14 protein-coding genes are annotated in these 21,464 nt (G+C 71.8%); 5 read left to right on the forward strand and 9 right to left on the reverse strand.

The genetic code is table 11. The features are described from left to right. Positions 1-111 precede the first annotated feature (111 nt). From AC529_RS17705 to AC529_RS17720, 4 genes are all read right to left on the reverse strand, one after another. Positions 112-879 carry an MgtC/SapB family protein gene (locus AC529_RS17705; RefSeq protein ID WP_083948394.1) on the reverse strand — a complete coding sequence of 256 codons (768 nt, stop codon included), beginning with the start codon at positions 877-879 and terminating at the stop codon, positions 112-114. Between the two features lie 23 nt (positions 880-902). Further along, the gene (locus AC529_RS17710) at positions 903-2,714 is read right to left on the reverse strand and encodes a glycoside hydrolase family 15 protein (RefSeq protein ID WP_232306808.1); all 1,812 of its coding nucleotides are present in this window, start codon (positions 2,712-2,714) and stop codon (positions 903-905) included. A 299-nt stretch (positions 2,715-3,013) separates the two neighbouring features. Beyond that, complete coding sequence (gene yczE / locus AC529_RS17715; RefSeq protein WP_068758492.1) at positions 3,014-3,688, reverse strand: membrane protein YczE; 675 nt, start codon at positions 3,686-3,688, stop codon at positions 3,014-3,016. 60 nt (positions 3,689-3,748) lie between these two features. Beyond that, on the reverse strand, positions 3,749-4,585 hold the full coding sequence (locus AC529_RS17720; protein WP_068758493.1) for an alpha/beta hydrolase: 837 nt from the start codon (positions 4,583-4,585) through the stop codon (positions 3,749-3,751). A 152-nt stretch (positions 4,586-4,737) separates the two neighbouring features. Here AC529_RS17720 and moaA point away from each other — a divergent pair, with 152 nt between their 5' ends. After that, a complete protein-coding gene (gene moaA, locus AC529_RS17725) occupies positions 4,738-5,727 on the forward strand; it encodes a GTP 3',8-cyclase MoaA (protein WP_068758573.1) in 990 nt (329 codons plus the stop codon). 4 nt (positions 5,728-5,731) lie between these two features. Here moaA and AC529_RS20215 read toward each other — a convergent pair whose 3' ends face one another. The 4 genes from AC529_RS20215 to AC529_RS17745 all read right to left on the reverse strand — a co-directional run bounded on the left by AC529_RS20215 (position 5,732) and on the right by AC529_RS17745 (position 9,841). Continuing rightward, positions 5,732-6,892, reverse strand: a complete 1,161-nt coding sequence (locus AC529_RS20215) for a PIN domain-containing protein (RefSeq protein WP_157080261.1) — start codon at positions 6,890-6,892, stop codon at positions 5,732-5,734. A gap of 15 nt (positions 6,893-6,907) precedes the next feature. After that, positions 6,908-7,957, reverse strand: coding sequence for a hypothetical protein (locus AC529_RS17735; protein WP_232306809.1), 1,050 nt, complete (start codon positions 7,955-7,957; stop codon positions 6,908-6,910). A 2-nt stretch (positions 7,958-7,959) separates the two neighbouring features. After that, entirely contained in the window at positions 7,960-8,883 is a 924-nt protein-coding gene (locus tag AC529_RS17740) for a phosphotransferase (protein WP_068758575.1), read from the reverse strand. A 100-nt stretch (positions 8,884-8,983) separates the two neighbouring features. Further along, complete coding sequence (locus AC529_RS17745) at positions 8,984-9,841, reverse strand: helix-turn-helix domain-containing protein (RefSeq protein ID WP_083948396.1); 858 nt, start codon at positions 9,839-9,841, stop codon at positions 8,984-8,986. A gap of 101 nt (positions 9,842-9,942) precedes the next feature. Here AC529_RS17745 and AC529_RS17750 point away from each other — a divergent pair, with 101 nt between their 5' ends. Both AC529_RS17750 and AC529_RS19770 read left to right on the forward strand, forming a co-directional pair. After that, complete coding sequence (locus tag AC529_RS17750) at positions 9,943-10,488, forward strand: DUF6879 family protein (protein WP_068758495.1); 546 nt, start codon at positions 9,943-9,945, stop codon at positions 10,486-10,488. Positions 10,489-10,506: 18 nt separating this feature from the next. Beyond that, the gene (locus AC529_RS19770; protein ID WP_083948397.1) at positions 10,507-10,704 is read left to right on the forward strand and encodes a DUF397 domain-containing protein; all 198 of its coding nucleotides are present in this window, start codon (positions 10,507-10,509) and stop codon (positions 10,702-10,704) included. 52 nt (positions 10,705-10,756) lie between these two features. Here the strand turns inward: AC529_RS19770 and AC529_RS17755 are convergent, their stop codons facing one another. Then, the gene (locus AC529_RS17755; protein WP_068758496.1) at positions 10,757-12,409 is read right to left on the reverse strand and encodes an N-6 DNA methylase; all 1,653 of its coding nucleotides are present in this window, start codon (positions 12,407-12,409) and stop codon (positions 10,757-10,759) included. Positions 12,410-12,674: 265 nt separating this feature from the next. Between AC529_RS17755 and AC529_RS21205 the strand changes: the two genes are divergently transcribed. Continuing rightward, the gene (locus tag AC529_RS21205; protein WP_068758497.1) at positions 12,675-18,896 is read left to right on the forward strand and encodes a protein kinase domain-containing protein; all 6,222 of its coding nucleotides are present in this window, start codon (positions 12,675-12,677) and stop codon (positions 18,894-18,896) included. Positions 18,897-18,954: 58 nt separating this feature from the next. Then, positions 18,955-21,464 (forward strand): DEAD/DEAH box helicase (locus AC529_RS17765; RefSeq protein WP_068758577.1); only part of this gene is annotated, 2,510 nt, incomplete at its 3' end.

The raw sequence follows: 21,464 nt of genomic DNA on the forward strand, positions 1-21,464 counted from the left end.
TTCCCCCACCGCCCGCTCTCCCGCGCGTCGGCCGCGCTGCGCCCCCCTTCCCGGGGGGGGGCGCCCCCCCGGCAACGGCGTGCCCCGGGCGCCCAGGCCTCGCGCTTTTCTCTAAAACCCCCCCCCCCCGCGCCAGAACCCCCGGGGGGGAGGGGCCCCCCGCGGGTTTCGGGGGGCTCGCCCCCCCCCCCGCCGCACCCCGTCGGTCTCCGACAGGTCCGCGGCCAGGGCGTCGGCGGGGGCCCGGCCCTCCAGGCGCAGGTCCAGGTCGACGGTTGCCGCGCCGTCCCGCTCCGTGCGCCGCCGGGTGTTCACGTCGTGGACGGCGAACCCCCGGTCGGTGGCCAGGGCCAGGACCGACCGCAGCACGCCGCGGCCGTCCTCGTAGTTGACCCGCAGCAGCGCGACCGTGGGCTGGGAGCGGGAGATCAGCCGCAGCAGCGGCGGATAGCCGAGCACCACCAGGAAGTAGGCGGCGGTCACCTGCACGGCGAGCAGCCACAGCCCCGCCCCGCAGGCCGTGCCGACCGCGCACGACACCCACACGGCCGCGGCCGTGGTCAGCCCGCGCACCACGTCGCGGCGGACGAAGACCAGGCCCGCGCCGATGAAGCCGATGCCCGTCACGATCTGCCCGGCGACCCGGGAGGGGTCCAGCATCACCAGGCCGTCGGCGAGCACGTCTCCGAAGCCGTACTTGCCGACGAGCATGAACAGCGCGGACCCCAGCCCGACCAGGGTGTGGGTGCGCAGCCCGGCGTTCTTGTTGCGCCACTCCCGCTCCAGCCCGATCAGGGAGCACAGCACGAGCGCGGAGAGCAGCGCCACGGCCTGGGGCCAGCTCTGGGAGGCGAAGTCGGTGAGGTTGGTGGCGGCCATGTCGACGGTCCGGCGGGGGAGGCTCAGTCGGTGTCGCTGCGGCGGTGCCCGTCGTGGCGGGACAGGTTGAGCGCGGTGGTCACCAGGGGGAAGTGGCTGAACGCCTGCGGGAAGTTGCCGACCTGGCGGCCCAGGCGCGGGTCGTACTCCTCGGCGAGCAGCCCGACGTCGTTGCGCAGCGCCAGCAGCCGTTCGAACAGCTCCCGCGCCTCCTTCTCCCGGCCGATCGACAGCAGCGCGTTGGCCAGCCAGAAGCTGCACGCCAGGAACGCGCCCTCGTCGCCGGGCAGCTTGTCGGCGGCGTCGGCCAGGCCGGTGCGGTAGCGCAGCACGAACCCGTCCACCATGAGCTCCTCGCGGATCGCCTCGATGGTGCCGATCACCCTCGGGTCGTCGTAGGGCAGGAAGCCCACCTCGGGGATGAGCAGCAGCGCCGCGTCCAGCTCACGGCTGCCGTAGTACTGGGTGAAGGTGTTGCGCTCGGCGTCGTAGCCGTACTCGCACACCTCGGCGTGGATGGTGTCGCGCAGCGCCTTCCAGCGCTCCAGCGGGCCCTCCTTGCCGTACTCCTCGATCATCCGCACCGCCCGGTCGGCGGCCACCCACGCCATGACCTTGGAGTGCACGAAGTGCTGGCGCGGCCCGCGCACCTCCCACAGGCCCTCGTCCGGCTCCGACCAGCACCACTCCAGGTAGTTGACCAGGGAGCGCTGCAGGCCCCACACGTGCTCGCCCGCGCTCATGCCCGACTTCTGCGCCAGGTACAGCACCTCCATGACCTCGCCGTAGACGTCGAGCTGGTACTGGCCCACGGCGGCGTTGCCGATGCGCACCGGCCGGGAGTTCTCGTAGCCGGGCAGCCAGTCGGCCTCCCACTCGGCCAGTCTTCGCTCGCCGCGCACCCCGTACATGATCTGGATGTGCTGCGGCTCCCCGGCGACCGCGCGCACCAGCCACTCCCGCCAGGCGTTGGCCTCGTCGGTGTAGCCGCTGCGGATCAGCGCCTCCAGGGTGATGGTGGCGTCGCGCAGCCAGCAGTAGCGGTAGTCCCAGTTGCGCACGCCGCCGATGTCCTCGGGCAGCGAGGTGGTGGGGGCGGCCACGATGCCGCCGGTGGGCCGGTAGGTGAGGGCCTTGAGGGTGATCAGCGAGCGCACCACGGCCTCGCGGTAGCGGCCCTGGTAGGTGCACTGGGACACCCAGTCCCGCCAGAACCGCTCGGTCTGGGCGAGGGCCTTCTCCGCGTCGAGGTGGTCGGACTCCTCGGCGTGGGAGGGGTGCCACGACAGCACGAAGGGGATGCGCTGGCCCGCGGTGACGGTGAAGTCCGCGTCGTGCATGAAGTTGTGGCCCTCCAGCGGCACCGGGCCGCTCAGCCACACCGAGTCGGGGCCGGCGACGGCCACCACCTCGCTGTCGACGCGGTGGATCCACGGCACCACGTTGCCGTAGTCGAAGCGCAGCCGGATGGCGGTGCTCATCTGCACCGTCCCGGTCACGCCCTCGACGATGCGCACCAGGTGGGGGTGGCCGCCGCGCGGGGGCATGAAGTCGATGAGCCGCACGGTCCCGGTGGGGGTGTCCCACTCGCTCTCCAGGATCAGCGTGTCGCTGCGGTAGCGGCGGCGCGTGGCGCGGCGCTCCCCGTGGGTCGGGCGGATCCACCAGTTGCCGTTCTGCTCGTCGCCGAGCAGCGCGGCGAAACAGGCGGGGGAGTCGAAATGAGGCAGGCACATCCAGTCGACCGACCCGTCCCGCCCGACCAGGGCAGCGGTCTGCATGTCGCCGATCATCGCGTAGTCCTCGATCAGTGCGGACACGCCGATCACCCCCATCAAGTGTTTGCGGATGGCCCCGTGTGTGGACGGGTGGCCGAATACAGGGGCGCAGCGCTGGATGACCACGCGCGGCGCCCCCGGGCTCTGTTGGAGGCAACGTTAGTCATGCCGGAGCGCGTCTGCTGCCACCTAGACAGATGTATAGGTCACGTTCCCGACACAACGTTCACGAAATGGAGAATTCGGTGGAAGGAAGGGTATGAATCGAACTTACTGCGTCGTTCGCGTGCAATGTCGCTTTCGGGGGTTGCGGCGTCCTCCGGGGGAGCGGGGGCGGGAGGTCCGACCACCCCGCGCTACCCGCCGGCGGGCCGGTCCACCCGCAGCGGCGGCAGGAAGAGCTGGGTGAGCGGTCCGATCGCCACCGCGAACAGCAGGGTGCCCACGCCCACGGTGCCGCCCAGGACGAACCCCGCGGCGACCACCGCCACCTCCAGGACCGTGCGGGCCGCCAGGATCGACATGCCCCGCTCGGCCAGCCCCGTCATCAGCCCGTCGCGGGGGCCGGGGCCCAGCCCCGCGCCGATGTAGAGGCCGCTGCCCACGGCCACCGCCACGATCCCCGCCACCAGCAGCGCCGCCCGCCACACCGGGGCGTGCGGCTCGGGCAGCCACAGCAGCGACAGGTCCAGCGCCACGCCCACGCCCACCGCGTTGAGCAGCGTGCCCAGCCCGGCGCGCTGGCGCAGCGGGATCCACAGCAGGATCACCGCGACCCCGGTGACGATCCCCCAGGTGCCGATGGACCACCCGGTGTGCAGGTGCAGGCCCTGGTGCAGCACGTCCCAGGGGGCGGCGCCCAGCCCGGCGGCCACCTGGGCGGCCAGGCCCAGGCCGAACAGGTAGATGCCCGCGCCCAACTGCACCAGGCGGCGCAGGCGGGGGCGGGGCAGCACGGGGGTGACGAAACTGCGGCGGACCAGGGAGCGCCAGCGGGCGGGACCGCCGCCGGGGGGAGTGGATCGTGTCATGCCCACGATCCTGGCGCGGCCCCGATCAGCGGAAACAGCCGGGGTCCGGGAAAAGGGCGCTCACCCGTCCCCGCGTGCCTGCGCGGCCGCGCGCGCGGCGAAGCGCGACACCTCCGCCAGCACCTCCTCGCGGTTGGTCTCGTGGAACACCTCGTGGCGCGCCCCCGGGAAGATCCGCACGGCGGTGTCGGGCCCGGCCAGCGCCAGCACGCCGCCCAGCGTGCCCTCCAGCGGCACCAGGCGGTCCGCGGAGCCGTGCAGCCACAGCAGCGGCGCCCCGATCCGCCCCGCCGCCGCCGCCCGGTCCAGCTCCACGCGGAACGCCTCGACGGTGGGCCGCTTGAACGGGCCGTGCCAGACCAGCTCGTCGGCGGCGTAGGCCGCGCCCACCCGCGGGTCGCGCGACAGGGTGTCGGGGTCGAGCGGCTCGTCGGGGATGTCGGTCGCCTCCAGCATCCGGTCGACCACCGCCCACTCGCCCAGCACCGGGCCGCTCAGCACCAGGCCCGCCACCTCCTCGGGGTGGGTCTGGGCGTAGCGGGCCGCGACCAGCCCGCCCATCGAGTGCCCGACCAGCACCAGCGGCAGCGTCCGGTAGGCGTGGCGCGCCTGGGTGACCACCCGGTGCACGTCCTCGACCACCTCGGCGAAGTCCCGCACCAGCACCCGCTCGCCCGACGAGGCGCCGTGCCCGCGGTGATCTGCGCCATAGCAGACCGCGCCGCCCTCGCACAGCCGGCGGGCCACGTGGTCGTAGCGGCCGATGTGCTCCGCGTAGCCGTGCACCAGCACCACCAGGTGGTCGGGCTCGCCCGCGGCGGACGCCCACGCCCGCACGTGCAGCCGTTCCGAGCCCAGCGGCCCGCCGGGCAGGTTCCAGTCGCGCACACTGATCACGGCAGCCCCTCTCTGTGCGGTGCCCCTCACCACCCGACGATAACGGGCCCCGCCGCGGCGGCCGCACCGTCCGACGCGCGGCACCGGACATTCCGGGCGCGGGCTAGTGTGGGGTGGCCCCCGCGCCCGACACCGTCAAGGAGGTGACGCCGGTGCTGGCCGACTCCTACGGCAGGGTCGCCACCGACCTGAGGGTCTCCCTCACCGACCGCTGCAACCTGCGGTGCGCCTACTGCATGCCGCCCGAAGGGCTGGACTGGCTGCCCCGGCCGGAGCTGCTCACCGACGAGGAGGTCGTCCGCCTCGTCCGCATCGGCGTGACCCTGCTGGGAATCCGCGAGGTGCGCTTCACCGGCGGCGAGCCGCTGCTGCGCCGCGGCCTGCCCGGCATCGTCGCGGCCACCGCCGCGCTGCACCCCCGGCCCAGGACCGCGCTCACCACCAACGGCATCGGCCTGGCCCGCCTGGCGCCCGCCCTCGCCGAGGCGGGCCTGGACCGCGTCAACGTCTCCCTGGACACCCTCGACCCGGACGTGTTCGAGAAGCTGGCGCGCCGCCGGCGGCTGGACGACGTGCTCGCCGGACTGGAGGCGGCCGCCCGCGCCGGGCTGGCCCCGGTGAAGGTCAACGCGGTCCTCATGCGCGGCGTCAACGACCACGAGGCCCCCGACCTGCTCGACTACTGCCTGGAGCGCGGCTACCGGCTGCGGTTCATCGAGCAGATGCCGCTGGACGCCCAGCACGGCTGGCAGCGCGCGACCATGGTCACCGCCGAGGAGATCCTCGACCGGCTCGGCGCCGCGCACACCCTCACCCCCGTCGGCGCGGCCGGGCGCGGCAGCGCCCCGGCCGAGGAGTTCCTCGTCGACGGCGGCCCCGCCACGGTCGGCGTCATCGCCTCGGTCACCCGCCCCTTCTGCGGGGCCTGCGACCGGGTCCGCCTCACCGCCGACGGCCAGGTCCGCAACTGCCTGTTCGCCCGCGAGGAGTCCGACCTGCGCGGCCCGCTGCGCGCGGGCGCCGACGACGCCGAGATCGCCGAGCGGTGGCGCGCCGCGGTCGCCGCCAAGCTGCCCGGCCACGGCATCGACGACCCCGGCTTCCTCCAGCCCGCCCGCCCCATGTCCGCCATCGGCGGCTGACAACTTACCCTGATAGAGGGTCCCTGGCTTTTCCGATGTTGCTGGAGTGGGCTCTGACGCACGTGGTGGGCGGTGCCAGTGTGCGCAGTAGAGAGGCCAATACGTGTTTGCGCATGATCCACTGGTGATCGCCGGTTCTGATTGCCTTCCGAACGTTGCGGAGCGTGTACCCTGCCGTTTTCTGTTCGCGGAGCAACCATGCCTTACGGAAGTACGTGAAGATGGCGGGAATTTGAGAGCTGGATAGATCGGTGGTCCGTCCTAGTACTGTCAAGGGCAGAAACCAGCGCCGGAACAGAATGCGCTGGTGGTCCGCTGGGTCGACGTCCGTCAGGCGCACGGCAGGGGCGGGAACGCGGCCATGTGGGCCATAGCGCAGGCGGATGCCCTCGTGTTCCCGGAACAGGAGACCGTGGGCGGCAATGTTGGCTATCGCCTTGGGAGTGGCGGTCATGACGATCTCAGTGCCCCGCAGACGGCGAGTTTCAGCAAGAGCGGCTATGTGTACCGCTGCTCGTGCGTCTAGAACCGATCCGGGAAGACCGATTTCGTCCAGGCTGATGCCATAGTTTCTGGTTCGTGACAATAGTAGGCGTTCCGGGTAATTGGAAGCGATAGCTCGCAGGTGCCGGGCTGAGGTTGTTCCATACAAGTCAGCCTGTTCAAGGACTGGTCGGTTGATGGGGCGGCGGACGACCAGGTGTCGTTGTCTCTCGGAGCGGAAGCGCTCGCTTCCGCAGACCGCGCACTCGCTCGGAGGGATGAGACCGCCCATGTGGCCACAACGGATGCAGGTATGGACGGTCTGGTAGGTGATTTCCATCGCCTTAGCGGAGAGCCGGTCCGTAATGATGTCGAGTGCGAGGGCGCAAACCTCGGCGTCGGCATCGGTGGCGATCTCCACTTCGTGGTACTGCCATGCGGAGCCGTGGTACTTGCGCCGGATCTGATCGGCTTCAAATTCCTCTCGGGGGAGTAGTGGGTTCAGGGAGCGGTGGCGCAGGTCATTGGCGAGGGTCGCACAGTTCCACAGATGCCGGACGGTTGGGTTTCCCAACAGGGAGTTGAGTGCTTCCGCGATGAGCAAGCCGACAGCTTTGCCAGGGGAGTCCTTGAAGGTGAAGGGGCCGTTGTGGACGGGACCGTTGACAAAGAGGAGGTCCATGCCGTTCCTGAAGGGTCAGTCGATGAGGTTGGCGAGGTAGTCGCCCCGAAGGCTCCATGGGGTGAGGGAGACACCGAAGCCCTCGTGCCGTTCGCGTCCGAAGTGCACCAGACGGCCCGAGAGGTAGAGTCGGTCACCGGTTCGAAACGCTCCCGTGTGCGCACCGAGGTGGGAGAACACGTGCGTGATGCGGGGAGCGAGACGCTCGGGGTCGTCCACCGTCGACCCCAGGACGCTGCGTGCACTGATGCCGTAGACCGCCGGAGTCAGCAGTCCTTGCGAGTGGTCTGTGACCTCTGCGACGAGTTGGATCTCTCCGATTTCTTTCATCGCTCCGAGGCAGGGGGAGACCGTGTCGGAGTCAGCGCGGAGCGGTTCGCAGTTGATATGCGCGCCGCTGCCCTTGGTAATGCCCTGCAGTTTACGTTGTTCCTGTCGTATCAGGGCGGTGAATCCACTGCCCACCAGGTACTTGGCGCGGCGCCGATAGAGTTGCTGGGTGCGAGGTCCCTGGTAGGGAACGATCAGCGACTCGTCACTGAACAATCGCCGGGCGGCGTGATAGCCCTCCTCCCCGTAGCAGACGAGGTCGATGTCGGACGCGGCGGTGAAACAGCCGACCAGAAACGATCCGGTGACCCCGAAAAGGTGTCCAGTTCCGTCGGACGCGATGGCTTGGAGGATGGTGACAAGGTCTCGGCCGACAGGTACCGTCGCTGTCTGTGCCGGATCGCTGAGGATGCGGGTCAGGGCCTCGCGGCATGAGTAGTGCCTTCGTACCCGATTTCTGGGCACTCCGGTGATCACACAGCCCAGGGCGTCGGAGTAGACGTAGTGATCGGTGTGGTCGGCGAGGATCCCGAAGGATTTCGAAACGACGGTGTTGTGCCGGTAAGTTCGACCAAGAAGGCGGCGGTTACCCAAGGAGGAGGGGGAGTACTTGACATAGCCGAGGTAGTGGGTGTCGGGATGGATGTCGCCGATGACCTTGAAGACGATGTCATTGTCAGCCAGTAGATAGTCGCGGTCCCGTACCAGAGTGGTGCCGAGGAACGCCGTGGTCATGTTCACCCGTCTTTCCGGTCGTAGTCGGTGAGGAAGGCCGTCAGGGTGGGAAACGCCGCGGTGTCGATCCGGTGGTCACGTTCGTAGGAGTCGAGGCCTAGGGCGAGCAGTTTTCTGCGGTAAGCCCACTTGGCTTGTTTGCGTCGATCGTTTGGGTCTTTCGGGCGCATTAGGGCGAGGAAGAAGAAGCACTTGACCAGCAGGAAGTCGCCAAGGAAACGACTCAGACGGAGACCGGCCAGATTCTCGCTGACCTCGTCCAGAGCAGCGAGGTAGGACCGGCGCTGGCTGCGGGTGAAGATGTAGCCTCTGTCACCACCTTTGAACGCTGCGATGTCGAGCATCGGATACACGTCGAACCCGACAGGAACCAAGGTGTGGTGCTGCCAGTCGATGACTCCGGTGGGAAAGACGTTGGGTAAGCCGTAGTCGAGGTGGCCGAACGACACCGGAACCCCGCTCAGCCGAGTGGAGACTGTATCCAGGGCTGTACATGTCCGGTGGGTGTCCAGATCGGGGTTTTCGGCGAACACGGTGTCGACGAAGCCGGCTCGCCTCACCCAGTCCGCTGCCTGTCCGGAGGGCGCGGCTGTACGAAGCTGGGCAGTCAGTAGCCGGGCGGAGACTTTTGCTGCTGTGTCCACTGTGGTCTGACGCACGGCTCCGGTCTCCTGGGTGTCGCGTATCGCCATATCGTGCAGCGACTGTGTGCCCAGGCTCTGCTCGACGAAGAAGAACCCTTCCTGCCCCCGACCGGTCTGCACGATTCGAGGCACCGGGAAACCCTGCTCTGCCAGCATGCGCTGGAAGCGGGCCTCGTCGCGCACCTCAATCCCGCCGGTCCGCTTGAACAGGGTGCCATCCCTGGAACGCCAGACTGCTCCCCCTGCTGCGGTCCGGGGCTTGACCAACTTCCAGGTGTCCAACACGCTCTCCCGTTCGCTCGCAACTGCCAAGACAGTAAATCAGACTAAATTAAGACTAGTAAAAGACTTGGCTGTGTCCAAGAGAGCGAGATGGAGCCGCTCAGTATCCGTCGTTGATCCGTTGTCGCAGTGCGAGCAGGAAGTCGCGGGTGTCCGCCACGGACAGAGCGCGCTCGGTGAAGCGTTGATGGAGGATACGGTAGGCGGCGACCTCGTCAGGGTCGGTCAAGATGAGCTCGCGGGTATGGGTCTCAACAATGACACGGGACTCCTCGTCCTCCTCATACAGGAGAAAGCCGTGGGAGGGCACCGCGCCGGAAGGAGCGTCCAGAGGCAGCACCCGGATAGTGACGTTGGGCAGGGTAGCCACCGACAGCAAACGGTCGATCTGAGGCAGCAGTACGGAGCGCTCCTCGGCGTGCCACCACAGCGCGGCTTCGGTGAGCACGAACGCGAAGCCGGTCTGCTCCCGATAGAGTGCTTCCTGCCGTCGCAGGCGTTCGGCCACTGCCGCTGCGACGTCCCCTCGTCCCGAGAGGTCGGCGAGCGCGAGCACTTGGCGCGCGTAAGCAGCCGTTTGCAACAGTCCCGGCACCAAGGTGGGTTGGAAAGACCGGACCAGAGCGGCGCGCTCTTCGATCGCGGCGATTTCGCATTGCCGACGCGCCAGGCCTCCTTGGTGCGAGACCCGCCAGTGCCGTGCCTCCACCAGTGCGGCCTCGGCCAACTCCGTCACCCTGGTCAGTGCAGCCGTATTCGCGCCGCATACCCGTGCCCAGGACTCGGCGTCGCTTAGGGATGGACGAGTACGGCCTCGTTCGATCTTGGAGACTTTTGACTGCGACCAGCCCAGTATGGTGGCCAGTTGCTCTCCCGACCTGCCACTGTCCAACCGGAGGGAGCGCAGGAGTCGCGCCAGTTCTGCACGGGCCGCGTGTTGCTGGATCGACTCAGACAAAAGTCTTCCTTTTCTAGTCTTTTTCTAGTCTAATAGAGGGTGTTCGGGGAAGCACCCTACTCACAAGGGCTACGGCCGCATCGCGGGGCGCAAGGAGCACCATGAGCATCATCCCTCCCTCCGAATTTGCCGCACGTTTCCTCTCCTGGTTCCGCACCTCGGTGTTCCGCCTGGAGACCCTCGACGCCTACACGGCCGACAACGAACGCGAGCCCTACCGCCGCTTCCTGGCGGGCCTCCCCCAGGACCTGGCGTGGCGGCGCCCCTGGCAGCGACTGGTCCGCGACATCCGCTCCAGCGGGCGCAGCATCGGCCGGGTCCACATCGTCCCCGACGAGCTGACCGACTACCTGAGGTTCGAGCTCACCTGCGCCTACCCCTCCAGCGTGGACGCCGGAGAGGACGTGCGCATCCTCGACCGGGCGACCGCCGACGCGCTGGGCCTGCCGGAGGCCGAGGACTACTGGCTGTTCGACGACGAGCGCTCGGCCCTGCTCCACTACGGCGACGGCGGGGAGTTCCTCGGCGTCGAGTTCGTCGGCCCGGAGCGCGTCGCCCGGCACGCCGCCTGGCGGCGCGCCGCCCAGGATGCCGCGATCCCGCTGGACGACTACCTCGAATCCGCTGGCCTGTCAGCCGAACGCTGACCGATTTCTGGGGGAACCATGAACGACCACCCGTTCACCGATGCTGACTTCCGCAAGTCCGATCGCAGTGGCGACTACGGCTGCGTTGAGGCTGCCATCACCCATCACACCCCCAACATCATCGGCCTCCGCGACTCCGTACACCCTTACCAAACTGTTCTTTGCTTCTCTCCGAGGGAGTGGACCGCCTTCACTGCAGGACTGGACGAATTCTGACCGTCCTTCGACGCTGCGGTGAGCGTGCCATTGGTGGCAACCAGATGCCCGCTCAGTCCTCCTCGGGGACGAGCGCCCCGCTGGTGAGGCCGTCGCGGGCCAGCCGCGCCGCCCGCGCCGCCAGCTCCGACAGCCGCCGGGCCTGGCGCTCGAACTCGTCCAGGGAGCGGAACGCCGCCCCGTAGCGGCGCTGCTCGGCCACCTCCATCTGCGGCACCCGGGCCGAGCGCGCCTCGGTGCGGAACACCCCGCTGGCGCTGGTGGAGCGGCGCGTGTTGGCCGCGCTGCGCAGGAACCCGTTGAGGAAGTCGCTGTCCAGCCGGTCGCTGGTGGAGCGCAGCGCGTCGCCGACCACCTCCGCCAGGCCGTTGTCCACGAGCTCGCCCACGCGCACCTGGGAGGCGCCCAGGTCGCGCCCGCCCTCGCCCAGGTCGCGCCCGCCCTCGCCCAGGGCGGGCAGGGCGCGGCCCAGCGCGGCGAGGACCTCGCGCAGCTCGGCGCGCACGGCCGCGTACTCCGCCGAGTGGTCGGGCGCGGGCGGCACGACGTGGCGGGCCGGGGTCAGGTCGACCCGGTCGTCGAGCAGGTCCACCAGCGCCACCTCGGCCCGCTGGTGCTCGGCCGCCTCCAGCGGGCCGTCGGGGTCGGCCCCGGACAGGTCGACCATGCGCACCGAGGAGGCCGCGTCGGAGGCGTCCGCGGGGCGGCGCAGCACCCACAGGTGCACCGGCTGGGAGTGCGCGGAGGCCATCCCGGCGGGCAGCGCCACCACGTCGGTGAGCAGGCCGCGCCGCACCATCTCGGCGCGGATGCGGCGGCCGGTGCGGCGGTAGGCGGCCGAGGTGGACATGACCACGACCGCGCGCCCGCCGGGCGCGGTGTGCGCGTAGGCGTGCTGCAGCCAGGCCAGCTCGGCCTCGGCGCGCGGCGGCAGCCCCAGCTCCCAGCGCGTGTCCAGCAGCAGCTCCTCGCGGCCCCAGTCGGCGCCGGCGGTCGGCGGGTCGCAGACCACCAGCTCGGCCCGGTGGCCCGGCCAGGCGTCGGCGCGCAGCGCGTCGCCCACGCGCACCTCGGCGGGGGCGCAGGACTCCACCTCGGCGCGCAGCCGCGCCAGCCGGGCCGCGTCGGCGTCGGCCTCCTGGCCGGTGCGGTGCGCCCCGGGCGCGCCCACCGCCAGCAGCAGCGACCCGATCCCGCAGGCCGGGTCGAACACGCTGGCCGCCTCGGTCCCGGCGACGCGGGCGACGGCGCGCACCAGGCGCGCGGTGGAGGAGGTCTCGGTGTCGGCGCGGTGCGGCGAGTTGCGCAGCCGCTCCACCAGCGCGCCCAGCACCTGGGCGGGCGAGGTCTCCGCGGCGAGCGCGCGGGCCGCCGACAGCGCCGCCGTCTCCTCCCGGTCGCCGCGCAGCAGCGCCTCGACGACCTCGCAGATGCCGCGGACCATGCTGTCGGGGTAGGCGCCGCGCAGCGCGTGCCACAGCCGCACCTCGGGGGACTCCGCGGACCCCTTGTCCTGCCGCTCCAGCCAGGCGCGCACCTGCGAGAGCGCGAACAGCGGGCTGGACTTGGTGCCCGCGACCGGGGCGGGGAAGTCGTCGTGGCGCCGCCGCCAGTTCGACACGGCCGCCCGGGTCACCCCGGCCAGCCGGGCGATGTCGGCCGCGGTCACCTGCTGGTCGTCGACACTGCGCGCACTGGTGTCCATGCCTCCTACGGTACACACCCGTGTGCTGCGCTAACGCGGGGAAGTGTCCGAGAGCGCCGGGGGGTGTCCCGTGGGGCGCCTGTCCACGGTCGGGACGGGAAAGTTGCCCACCGCGGAACACGAGAGTAGGTTTGCGGAGTAAACACGCGACAACTCGATTACCGAGGGTGTCTCCGTATACTTCTGACGGGGCCGGGCCGCCTCTGGGATCATGGCCGCACGCACCCGGGGCACACCGGCGGACACGGCGGAGTGGGAGAGAGCAATGGAACGGCAGATCGTGGCGGACCGCTTCCGGCTGTGCGGGCTCCTCGGCCGGGGCAACATGGGCGAGGTCCACCGGGCCGAGGACACCGCGGCCGAGGAGGGGTCCCCCGACCGGCAGGTCGCCGTCAAACTGGTCCTGCAGCGCCGCTCCGGCGCACCGGCCGCCCCCGACGACGCCCAGGCCAGGCGGTTCGCCCGCGAGGTGGAGATCATGCGCCGCCTGGACCACCCGGGCCTGCCCCGCCTGGTCGACGGCGGCGTGGACACCTCCGACGGCGTCCTGCCCTACCTCGCCATGGAACTGCTGGAGGGGCACCTGCTGTGCGACCTGTCCGCGGAGGAGCCGCGACTGCCGGTCTCCTGGGTGGCCGCGTTCGGCGCGCAGATCGCCGACGCCCTGGACGCCGCGCACACCGCCGGAGTCGTCCACCGCGACCTCAAGCCCGCCAACGTGATGCTGGTGCGCGGCGGCCGGGTCAAGGTCCTCGACTTCGGCATGGGCCGCATCGTCGACGACCCCGACCTCACCAGGCTCACCAGCACCACCGCGACCGTGGGCACCGCCCGCTACATGGCCCCCGAGCAGTTCCGCAACAGCCGGGTCACCGCCGCCGCCGACCTGTACGCGCTGGGCTGCGTCCTCTACGAACTGCTCACCGGCGTCCCGCCGTTCACCGAGACCGCCCTGGTGGACCTGGGACGGGCCCACCAGGAGGCCGAGCCCGCCCCGGTGGGCGTGGTGCGCAGGGACGTGCCCGGCTCGCTGACCCGCCTCGTCGACCGGCTGCTGCGCAAGGACCCCGCCGAGCGCCCGGCCGGCGCCGCCGAGGTCCGCGACGCCCTGCTGCCCCTGGCCGTCGGCGACGCCACCGTGCCCGGCTGGGAGGAGTACAACCCGCTGCGCTGCCTGCCCGGGACCGCCCCCGCCCCCCGCACCGCCCCCGGGACGGGCTCCCCGCCGGCCGCGCCCGCCGCCGTCATGGACGTCTTCGGCCTGCACCGGAAGCTGATCGACGACTACCGCGCCTTCACCGAGGGCGGCACCGTCATCCGCGACGAGCGCATCGCCGCGTTCCTCGCCGACGACCTGGACGCCAAGTCCCAGTGGCCCGACCCGTGGCTGTCGCTCAACCCGTTCTTCGCCTCCGGCGGCACCGTGCCCGAACTGGTCGCCGAGGGGGCGCTGCACCCCGAGTGCGCCCGCATCTTCCGCACCAAGAAGTCCCCCCACGACACCACGGGCAGCACCGGGCGCCCCCTCAAGCTCCACCGCCACCAGGCCGAGGCGCTGCGCGCGGCCCAGCGCGGCCGGTCCTACGTGCTGACCACCGGCACCGGCTCCGGCAAGTCGCTGTCCTACATCCTCCCGATCGTCGACCGGGTGCTGCGCGACCGCGAGGCCCGGGGCGCCGGGGCCGCCAAGAAGGTGCGCGCCATCATCGTCTACCCGATGAACGCCCTGGCCAACAGCCAGCTCAACGAGCTGGAGAAGTACCTGGTCCACGGCTACGGCAGGGGCCGCGAACCGGTCACCTTCGCCCGCTACACCGGCCAGGAGGACGAGCGCCGCCGCAAGGAGCTGCGCGACAACCCGCCCGACATCCTGCTCACCAACTACGTGATGCTGGAGCTGATGCTCACCCGCCCCGGCGACCGCAGCTCCCTCATCTCCATGGCGCGCGGCCTGGACTTCCTCGTCTTCGACGAGCTGCACACCTACCGCGGCCGTCAGGGCGCCGACGTGGCCCTGCTCGTCCGCCGCGTCCGCCAGGCCTGCCAGGCGCCCGACGTGCAGTGCGTCGGCACCTCCGCCACCATGTCCTCCGAGGGCGGCGTCGAGGACCAGAAGCGGACCGTGGCCGAGGTCGCCAGCAAGCTCTTCGGCACCCGCATCGGCCCCGACGACGTCATCACCGAGACCCTGGTCCGCGCCACCGAGGAGGCGCCGGACACCGTCCCCGCCGAGTGCCTGACCCGCGCGGACGCGCCGCGCGCCTACGCCGACCTGGTGCGCGACCCGCTGGCCCGGTGGATCGAGAGCCGCTTCGGCCTGGCCGAGGAGCCCACCGGCCGCCTGGTGCGCCAGCGCCCCGGCCGCATCGAGGACGCCGCCGCCGAACTCGCCGCGGCCACCGGCGTGCCCCGCGACCAGTGCATGCGCGCCATCCGCAGCACCCTGGAGGCCGGGGCCGAGGCCCGCCACCCGGTCACCGAGCGCCCCCTGTTCGCGTTCCGCCTGCACCAGTTCCTGTCCAGGGGCGACACCGTCCACGTCACCCTGGAGCACCCCGACCGCCGCTACCTCACCCGCGACTACCAGATGGAGCAGCCCGGCTCCGACGGCAAGGTGCTGCTGCCGCTCGCGTTCTGCCGCGAGTGCGGACAGGAGTACCTGACGGTCTGGCGCGTCGACACCCCCGACGGCACGGTCTACCGGCCCCGCCGCGACACCGCCGCCACCGCCGACGGCGGCGTCGAGGGCTACCTGTACGTCGACCCCGACAACCCCTGGCCCGCCACGGCCGCCGACGCCGTCGAGCAGCGTCGGCTCCCCGAGTCCTGGCTGGAGCTCGACGAGCACGGCCAGGAGCGCCTCCGCCCGGCCTACCGGGACCGGGTGCCGCGCCGCGTCACCGTCGACCCGTACGGCGTCGAGGGCCGGGGCGAGCTGCAGGCCGCGTTCGTCCCCGCGCCGTTCCTGTTCTGCCTGCACTGCGGCGTCAGCTACGAGCAGGTGCGCGGCAAGGACTTCGCCAAGCTCGCCTCCCTCGACCAGGAGGGCCGCTCCTCGGCGACCTCCCTGGTGTCGGCGTCCATCGTCCGCGCCCTCGACGCGCTGCCGCCCGAGGCGCTGCCCGCCGAGGCCCGCAAGCTCCTCACCTTCGTCGACAACCGCCAGGACGCCTCCTTGCAGGCCGGGCACTTCAACGACTTCGTGCAGGTCACCCAGTTGCGCGGGGCGCTGTACCGGGCGCTGGCCGAGGCGGGGGAGGACGGGCTGACCCACGAGGACCTGGCCCGGCGAGTCACCGAGGCCCTCGCCCTGGACCCGGCCGACTACGCCCGCAAGGCCGACCGGACCGAGCTGAGCCCCAGGATGCTCTCCAACGCTGCCGCCACGCTCCGCGACGTCGTCGCCTTCCGCCTCTACCTGGACCTGGAGCGCGGCTGGCGGGTCACCATGCCCAACCTGGAGCAGACCGGGCTGCTGCGCGTCGACTACGCCGACCTGGACTGGCTGGCCGCCAAGGAGGACGCCTGGCAGGACGCCCCCCACTGGCTGCGCGCCGCCGAACCGCACGTCCGCGAGGAGATCCTGCGGGTCCTCATGGACGAGATGCGCCGCTGCCTGGCCATCGACGTGCAGTGCTTCCGCGACGACTTCGACGTGCTGCGCCGCGCCAGCGAGGAGCGGCTCTCCGAGGCGTGGAGACTCACCGAGTCCGACCGGCCCCGCGTCGGCACCGCCTACCCGCAGCCCTCCCGCCCCGGCGCGGACCGCAGCGGACTGTTCCTGTCGGGCCGCGGCAAGTTCGGCAGGTACCTGCGCCGCGTCCACTTCCCCGACATGGGCGTCGACGACGCCCAGCACGCCATCGGGTTCCTGCTGGAGGCGCTGGCCGGGGTGGGACTGGTCACCAGGGTGGAGGCCGCGCCGCGGCGGGCCGGGCACCGCCGCTCGGCCGCCCCGGCCCCCACCGGCTACCGGGTCGACGCCGCCTGCCTGGTCTGGCGGGCCGGGGACGGCCGCCGCGGCGTGCACGACCCGCTCACCCGCACCTACGCCGCCGGGCAGGGGCCGCGCGTCAACACCTTCTTCCGCGACCTGTACCGCGACGCCGCCGCCTCCCTGGCCGGGCTGACCGCGCGCGAGCACACCGCCCAGGTCGCCCCCGAGGACCGGGAGGAGCGGGAGAGGCAGTTCAGCGCGGGCGACCTGAAACTGCTGTACTGCTCGCCCACCATGGAGCTGGGCGTGGACATCGCCGAGCTCAACGCGGTGATGATGCGCAACGTGCCGCCCACCCCCGCCAACTACGCCCAGCGCAGCGGCCGCGCCGGGCGCAGCGGCCAGCCCGCCCTGGTCACCACCTACTGCGCCACCGGCAACAGCCACGACCAGTACTACTTCCGCCACTCCGACCGCATGGTCTCCGGCGTGGTCGTGCCGCCCCGGCTGGACCTGGCCAACGAGGACCTCGTCGCCGCGCACCTGCAGGCGATCTGGCTGGCCGAGACCGGGCTGCGGCTGGGCCGCGCCGTCCCCGAGGTCGTCGACATCAGCTTCGACGAGGACCAGCGCCGCCCCGACCCGGCGCTGCCGCTGCACGACACGGTCGCCGCCGCGATCGCCGACGAGGCGGCCCAGCGGCGCACCGTCGCCGCCGCCCGCGAGGTGTTCGCCGACCTCCTGCCCGAACTGGCGGAGACCACCTGGTGGGACGACGAGTGGCTGGAGCGCAGGGTCAAGGCCGCCCCCGCCGAGTTCGACCGCGCCTTCGACCGCTGGCGCTCCCTGTACCGGGCCGCTCTGGTGGACCGCGCCGAACAGCACCGCCGCATCCTCGACCACAGCCTGTCCGAACGCGACCGCAGCCAGGCGGCGCGCCGCCGCCGCGAGGCCGAGACCCAGCTCACCCTGCTCAAGAACGAGAGCGCCGACAGCAAGTCGCTGCTCAGCGACTTCAACCCGTACCGCTACCTGGCCAGCGAGGGCTTCCTGCCCGGCTACTCCTTCCCGCGCCTGCCGCTGGCCGCCTACATCCCCGCCTCCGGCCGCCGCACCGAGGAGGGCGACTTCCTGCAACGGCCCCGCTTCGTGGCGATCCGCGAGTTCGGCCCCGGCGCCCTCATCTACCACGAGGGCGCCCGCTACCAGGTCACCCGCATCCAACTGCCGCCGGACAGCACCGGCGAGCTGGTCACCTCCCAGGCCAGGCGCTGCGAGCAGTGCGGCTACCACCACGACCCGGACGGCCGCGCCGACCGCTGCGAACTGTGCGGGCACCCGCTGGGCGCGGCCACCCACGGCCTGCTGCACCTGCACACCGTCTACACGCGGCGCCGCGAGAAGATCTCCTCCGACGAGGAGGAGCGCCGCCGCGCCGGGTTCCGCCTGGTCACCTCCTACCGGTTCCAGGACCACGGCGACCGGCTGGGCCGCCAGGACGCCCACGTCGCCGACGACGCCGGCAGGATCGCGACCCTGCACTACGGCGACTCCGCGACGGTGCGCATCACCAACCTGGGCCGCCTGCGCGCCAGGAGGAACGAGCCCGACGGCTTCTGGCTGGACCCGGCCACCGGCCGGTGGCTCAACGAGCGGGACGCCGAGAAGGCCGTCGGCGACGGCGAGGAGCTGCCGCTGGTGGAGGACGGCGAGGAGCCGCGCGGCCGCAAGAAGCGCGTCATCCCCTACGTGGAGGACCGCCGCAACATCCTGGTGCTGCACCTGGCCGAGGCGCTGACGGAGTCCGCGGCCGTGTCCCTGATGTACGCCCTGGAACGCGGCGTCGAGGCGGCCTTCCAACTGGAGGACGACGAGCTCACCAGCGAGCTGCTGCCCCCGGAGGGCGACAGCCGGGACCGGATGCTGTTCACCGAGGCCGCCGAGGGCGGCGCCGGGGTGCTGCGGCAACTGCTGGCCCGGCCCGACAACCTGGCGAAGGCCGCGCGCACCGCACTGGAGATCTGCCACTTCGGCCCCGACGGCGCCGACCTGGGCGGACAGCACTGCTCCCGCGGCTGCTACTCGTGCCTGCTCACCTACAACAACCAGCGCCACCACGGGCTGATCGACCGGCACGCCGTGCGCGGCCTGCTGGTGCGCCTGGCCGCGGCCGAGACCCTGCCCACCGGCGTGGGCGTGACCCGCACCGAGCAGATGCGCGTCCTGGCCGAGCGCTCCCAGACCGCCCTGGAGCAGCGGTTCTTGGCCTGGCTGAAGGAGCGCGGCCACCGCCTGCCCGACGACGCCCAGGTGTACGTGCCCGAGGCGAACGCCCGCCCCGACTTCGTGTACCGGCTGCCGGGCGCACCGGTCGCGGTGTTCGTGGACGGCCCCGTGCACGACGACGCCCGCGTCGCCGAACGCGACGCCCAGGCCGAGCAGCGCCTGATCGACGCCGGATGGGACGTGGTGCGCTTCCCGCACGACGCCGACTGGGCGGCCGTCGTCGCGACCATGCCGTCCTACTTCGGCCCGGGACGCAGCCGGTGACCCCGCAGCCCCCGGCCCGCCCTCCGTCCGACCACCGACCCCGTCACGAGGACACCCGATGACCACCACGTACGCCCCCGGCACCCTGGTCGCCGCCCGCGGCCGGGAATGGGTGGTGCTCCCCGAGAGCGAACCCGACATGCTGGTGCTGCGCCCCCTCGGCGGCGGTGACGACGACGTCGCCGCGCTGTTCCCCGCCTTCGAGAAGGTGGAGCCCGCCAGCTTCGCCCCGCCCACCCCCGCCGACCTGGGCGACGCCCGCGCCGCCGGACTGCTGCGTTCGGCGCTGCGCATCGGCTTCCGCTCCGGTGCCGGCCCGTTCCGCTCCCTCGCCGGGATCGCCGTGCAACCCCGCGCCTACCAGCTCGTCCCGCTGCTCATGGCGCTGCGCCAGTCGACCGTGCGCCTGCTCATCAGCGACGACGTCGGCATCGGCAAGACCGTCGAGGCTGCCCTGATCGCCGCCGAACTGCTGGAGCAGGGCGACGCGAGCGGCCTGGCCGTCCTGTGCTCCCCGGCGCTGGCCGAGCAGTGGCAGGACGAGCTGCGCACCAAGTTCGGCATCGACGCCGAACTGGTGCTCGCCTCCACCGTCTCCCGCCTGGAACGCGACCTCGACCTCGGCCAGTCCCTGTTCGACCGGCACAAGCACGTCATCGTCTCCACCGACTTCATCAAGTCCACCCGCCACCGCGACGACTTCGTCCGCCACTGCCCCGACCTGGTCATCGTGGACGAGGCGCACACCTGCGTGGCCGCCGACGACACCGGCTCCCGGCAGAACCAGCTGCGCTACGAACTCCTCCAACGCGTCGCCGCCGACCCCGAACGCCACCTGATCCTGGTGACCGCCACCCCGCACAGCGGCAAGGAGTCGGCGTTCCGCACCCTGCTGGGCCTGCTCAACCCCGCACTCGCCGACGCCGACCTGGACACCGACGCGGGCCGCAGACTGCTGGCCCGCCACTTCGTGCAGCGCAAACGCGCCGACGTGCGCACCTACCTGGGCACGGAGGACGGCCTGGCCGACGACACGCTCACCGAACGCACCGCCTTCCCCGCCGACCGCCTGTTCAAGGACGAGACCTACACCCTGTCCCCGCAGTACCGGGCACTGCTGGAGGACGCCCTCGCCTACGCGGGCGAACGCGTGGAGCGGGCGGGCGAACAGGGCCGCCGTGAGGCCCGCATCGCCTGGTGGTCGGCGATCGCGCTGCTGCGCTCCCTGGTGTCCTCGCCGCGCGCCGCCGCCAAGACACTCACCACCCGCTCGGCCGCCGCGGCCGCGAAGACGGACCGGGAAGCCGACGAACTGGGCGCCCCCGTCATCCGCGACTCCGCCGACGCCGACACCCTGGAGGGCCTGGACGCCGCACCCGGCGCCGACACCGAAGGCGAAACCGAGCAGACCGCCGCCAAGGGCGACCCGCGCCTGCGCGAACTCGCCGAACGCGCCGCCGCCCTGGAAGGGCCGGAACGGGACACCAAACTCAAGGTCCTCGTCACACAGCTCAAGGACCTGCTCGCCGAGGGCTACAACCCCATCGTCTTCTGCCGCTACATCGACACCGCCGAGTACGTCGCCGAACACCTCGACGGCAAGCTCAACGGCCGCGCCAGAGGCGACCGCCCCGGCTGGAAGACCGTGGTCCGCTCCGTCACCGGCACCCTGTCCCCGCAGCAGCGCGTGCAGCGCATCGAGGAACTCGCCGAGGAGGCCGCCAAGGAGGCCGGGACCGGCACCGGCGCACGCCGCGTCCTCGTGGCCACCGACTGCCTGTCGGAGGGCGTCAACCTCCAGCACTACTTCGACGCCGTCGTCCACTACGACCTGGCGTGGAACCCCACCCGCCACGACCAGCGCGAGGGCCGCGTGGACCGCTACGGCCAAAAACGCGACCGGGTGAAGGTCGTCACCATCTACGGCAGCGACAACGGCATCGACGGCAAGGTGCTGGAGGTCCTCATCAAGAAGCACCGCCAGATCCGCAAGGACCTCGGCATCAGCGTCTCCGTGCCCGACGAGACCTCTGCCGGGGTCACCGACGCCATCGTGGAGTGGCTGCTGCTGCGGTCCCGCCGCGGCGAACAGGAGGCCCTGTTCGGCGCCGAGGAGCTGGACGCGAAGGCCGCCGAGGTGGAGGCCGAGTGGCAGTCCGCGGCCGAACGCGAGAAGACCTCCCGCACCCGGTTCGCGCAGCGCGCCATCCACCCCGAGGAGGTGGCCCGCGAGGTCGCCGCGATCCGCGACGCCCTCGGCGGCGCGGGCGAGGTCCGCGCCTTCGTGGAGGAGTCGCTGCGCGCCCTCGGCGGCCTGCTGCGCCCCGCCGACGACGGGTTCACCGCCGACGTGTCGGCCACCCCGGCGGGGCTGCGCGACGCCCTCGCCCAGCCGCTCGGCGCCGAAGCCGTCGAGTCGGGCCGCCCGGTGCCGTTCCGCGACACCGCCGCCGTGGCCCGGGGAGAGGCCGCCCTGGTCCGCACCGACCCGGCGGTGAGCGCGCTGGCCTCCTACGTCCTCGACACCGCCCTGGACGCCGCCGCCACCGGCCCCCGCCCGGCCCGCCG

It is taken from the genome of Thermobifida cellulosilytica TB100 (assembly GCF_001517975.1).
GTDB lineage: Bacteria > Actinomycetota > Actinomycetes > Streptosporangiales > Streptosporangiaceae > Thermobifida > Thermobifida cellulosilytica.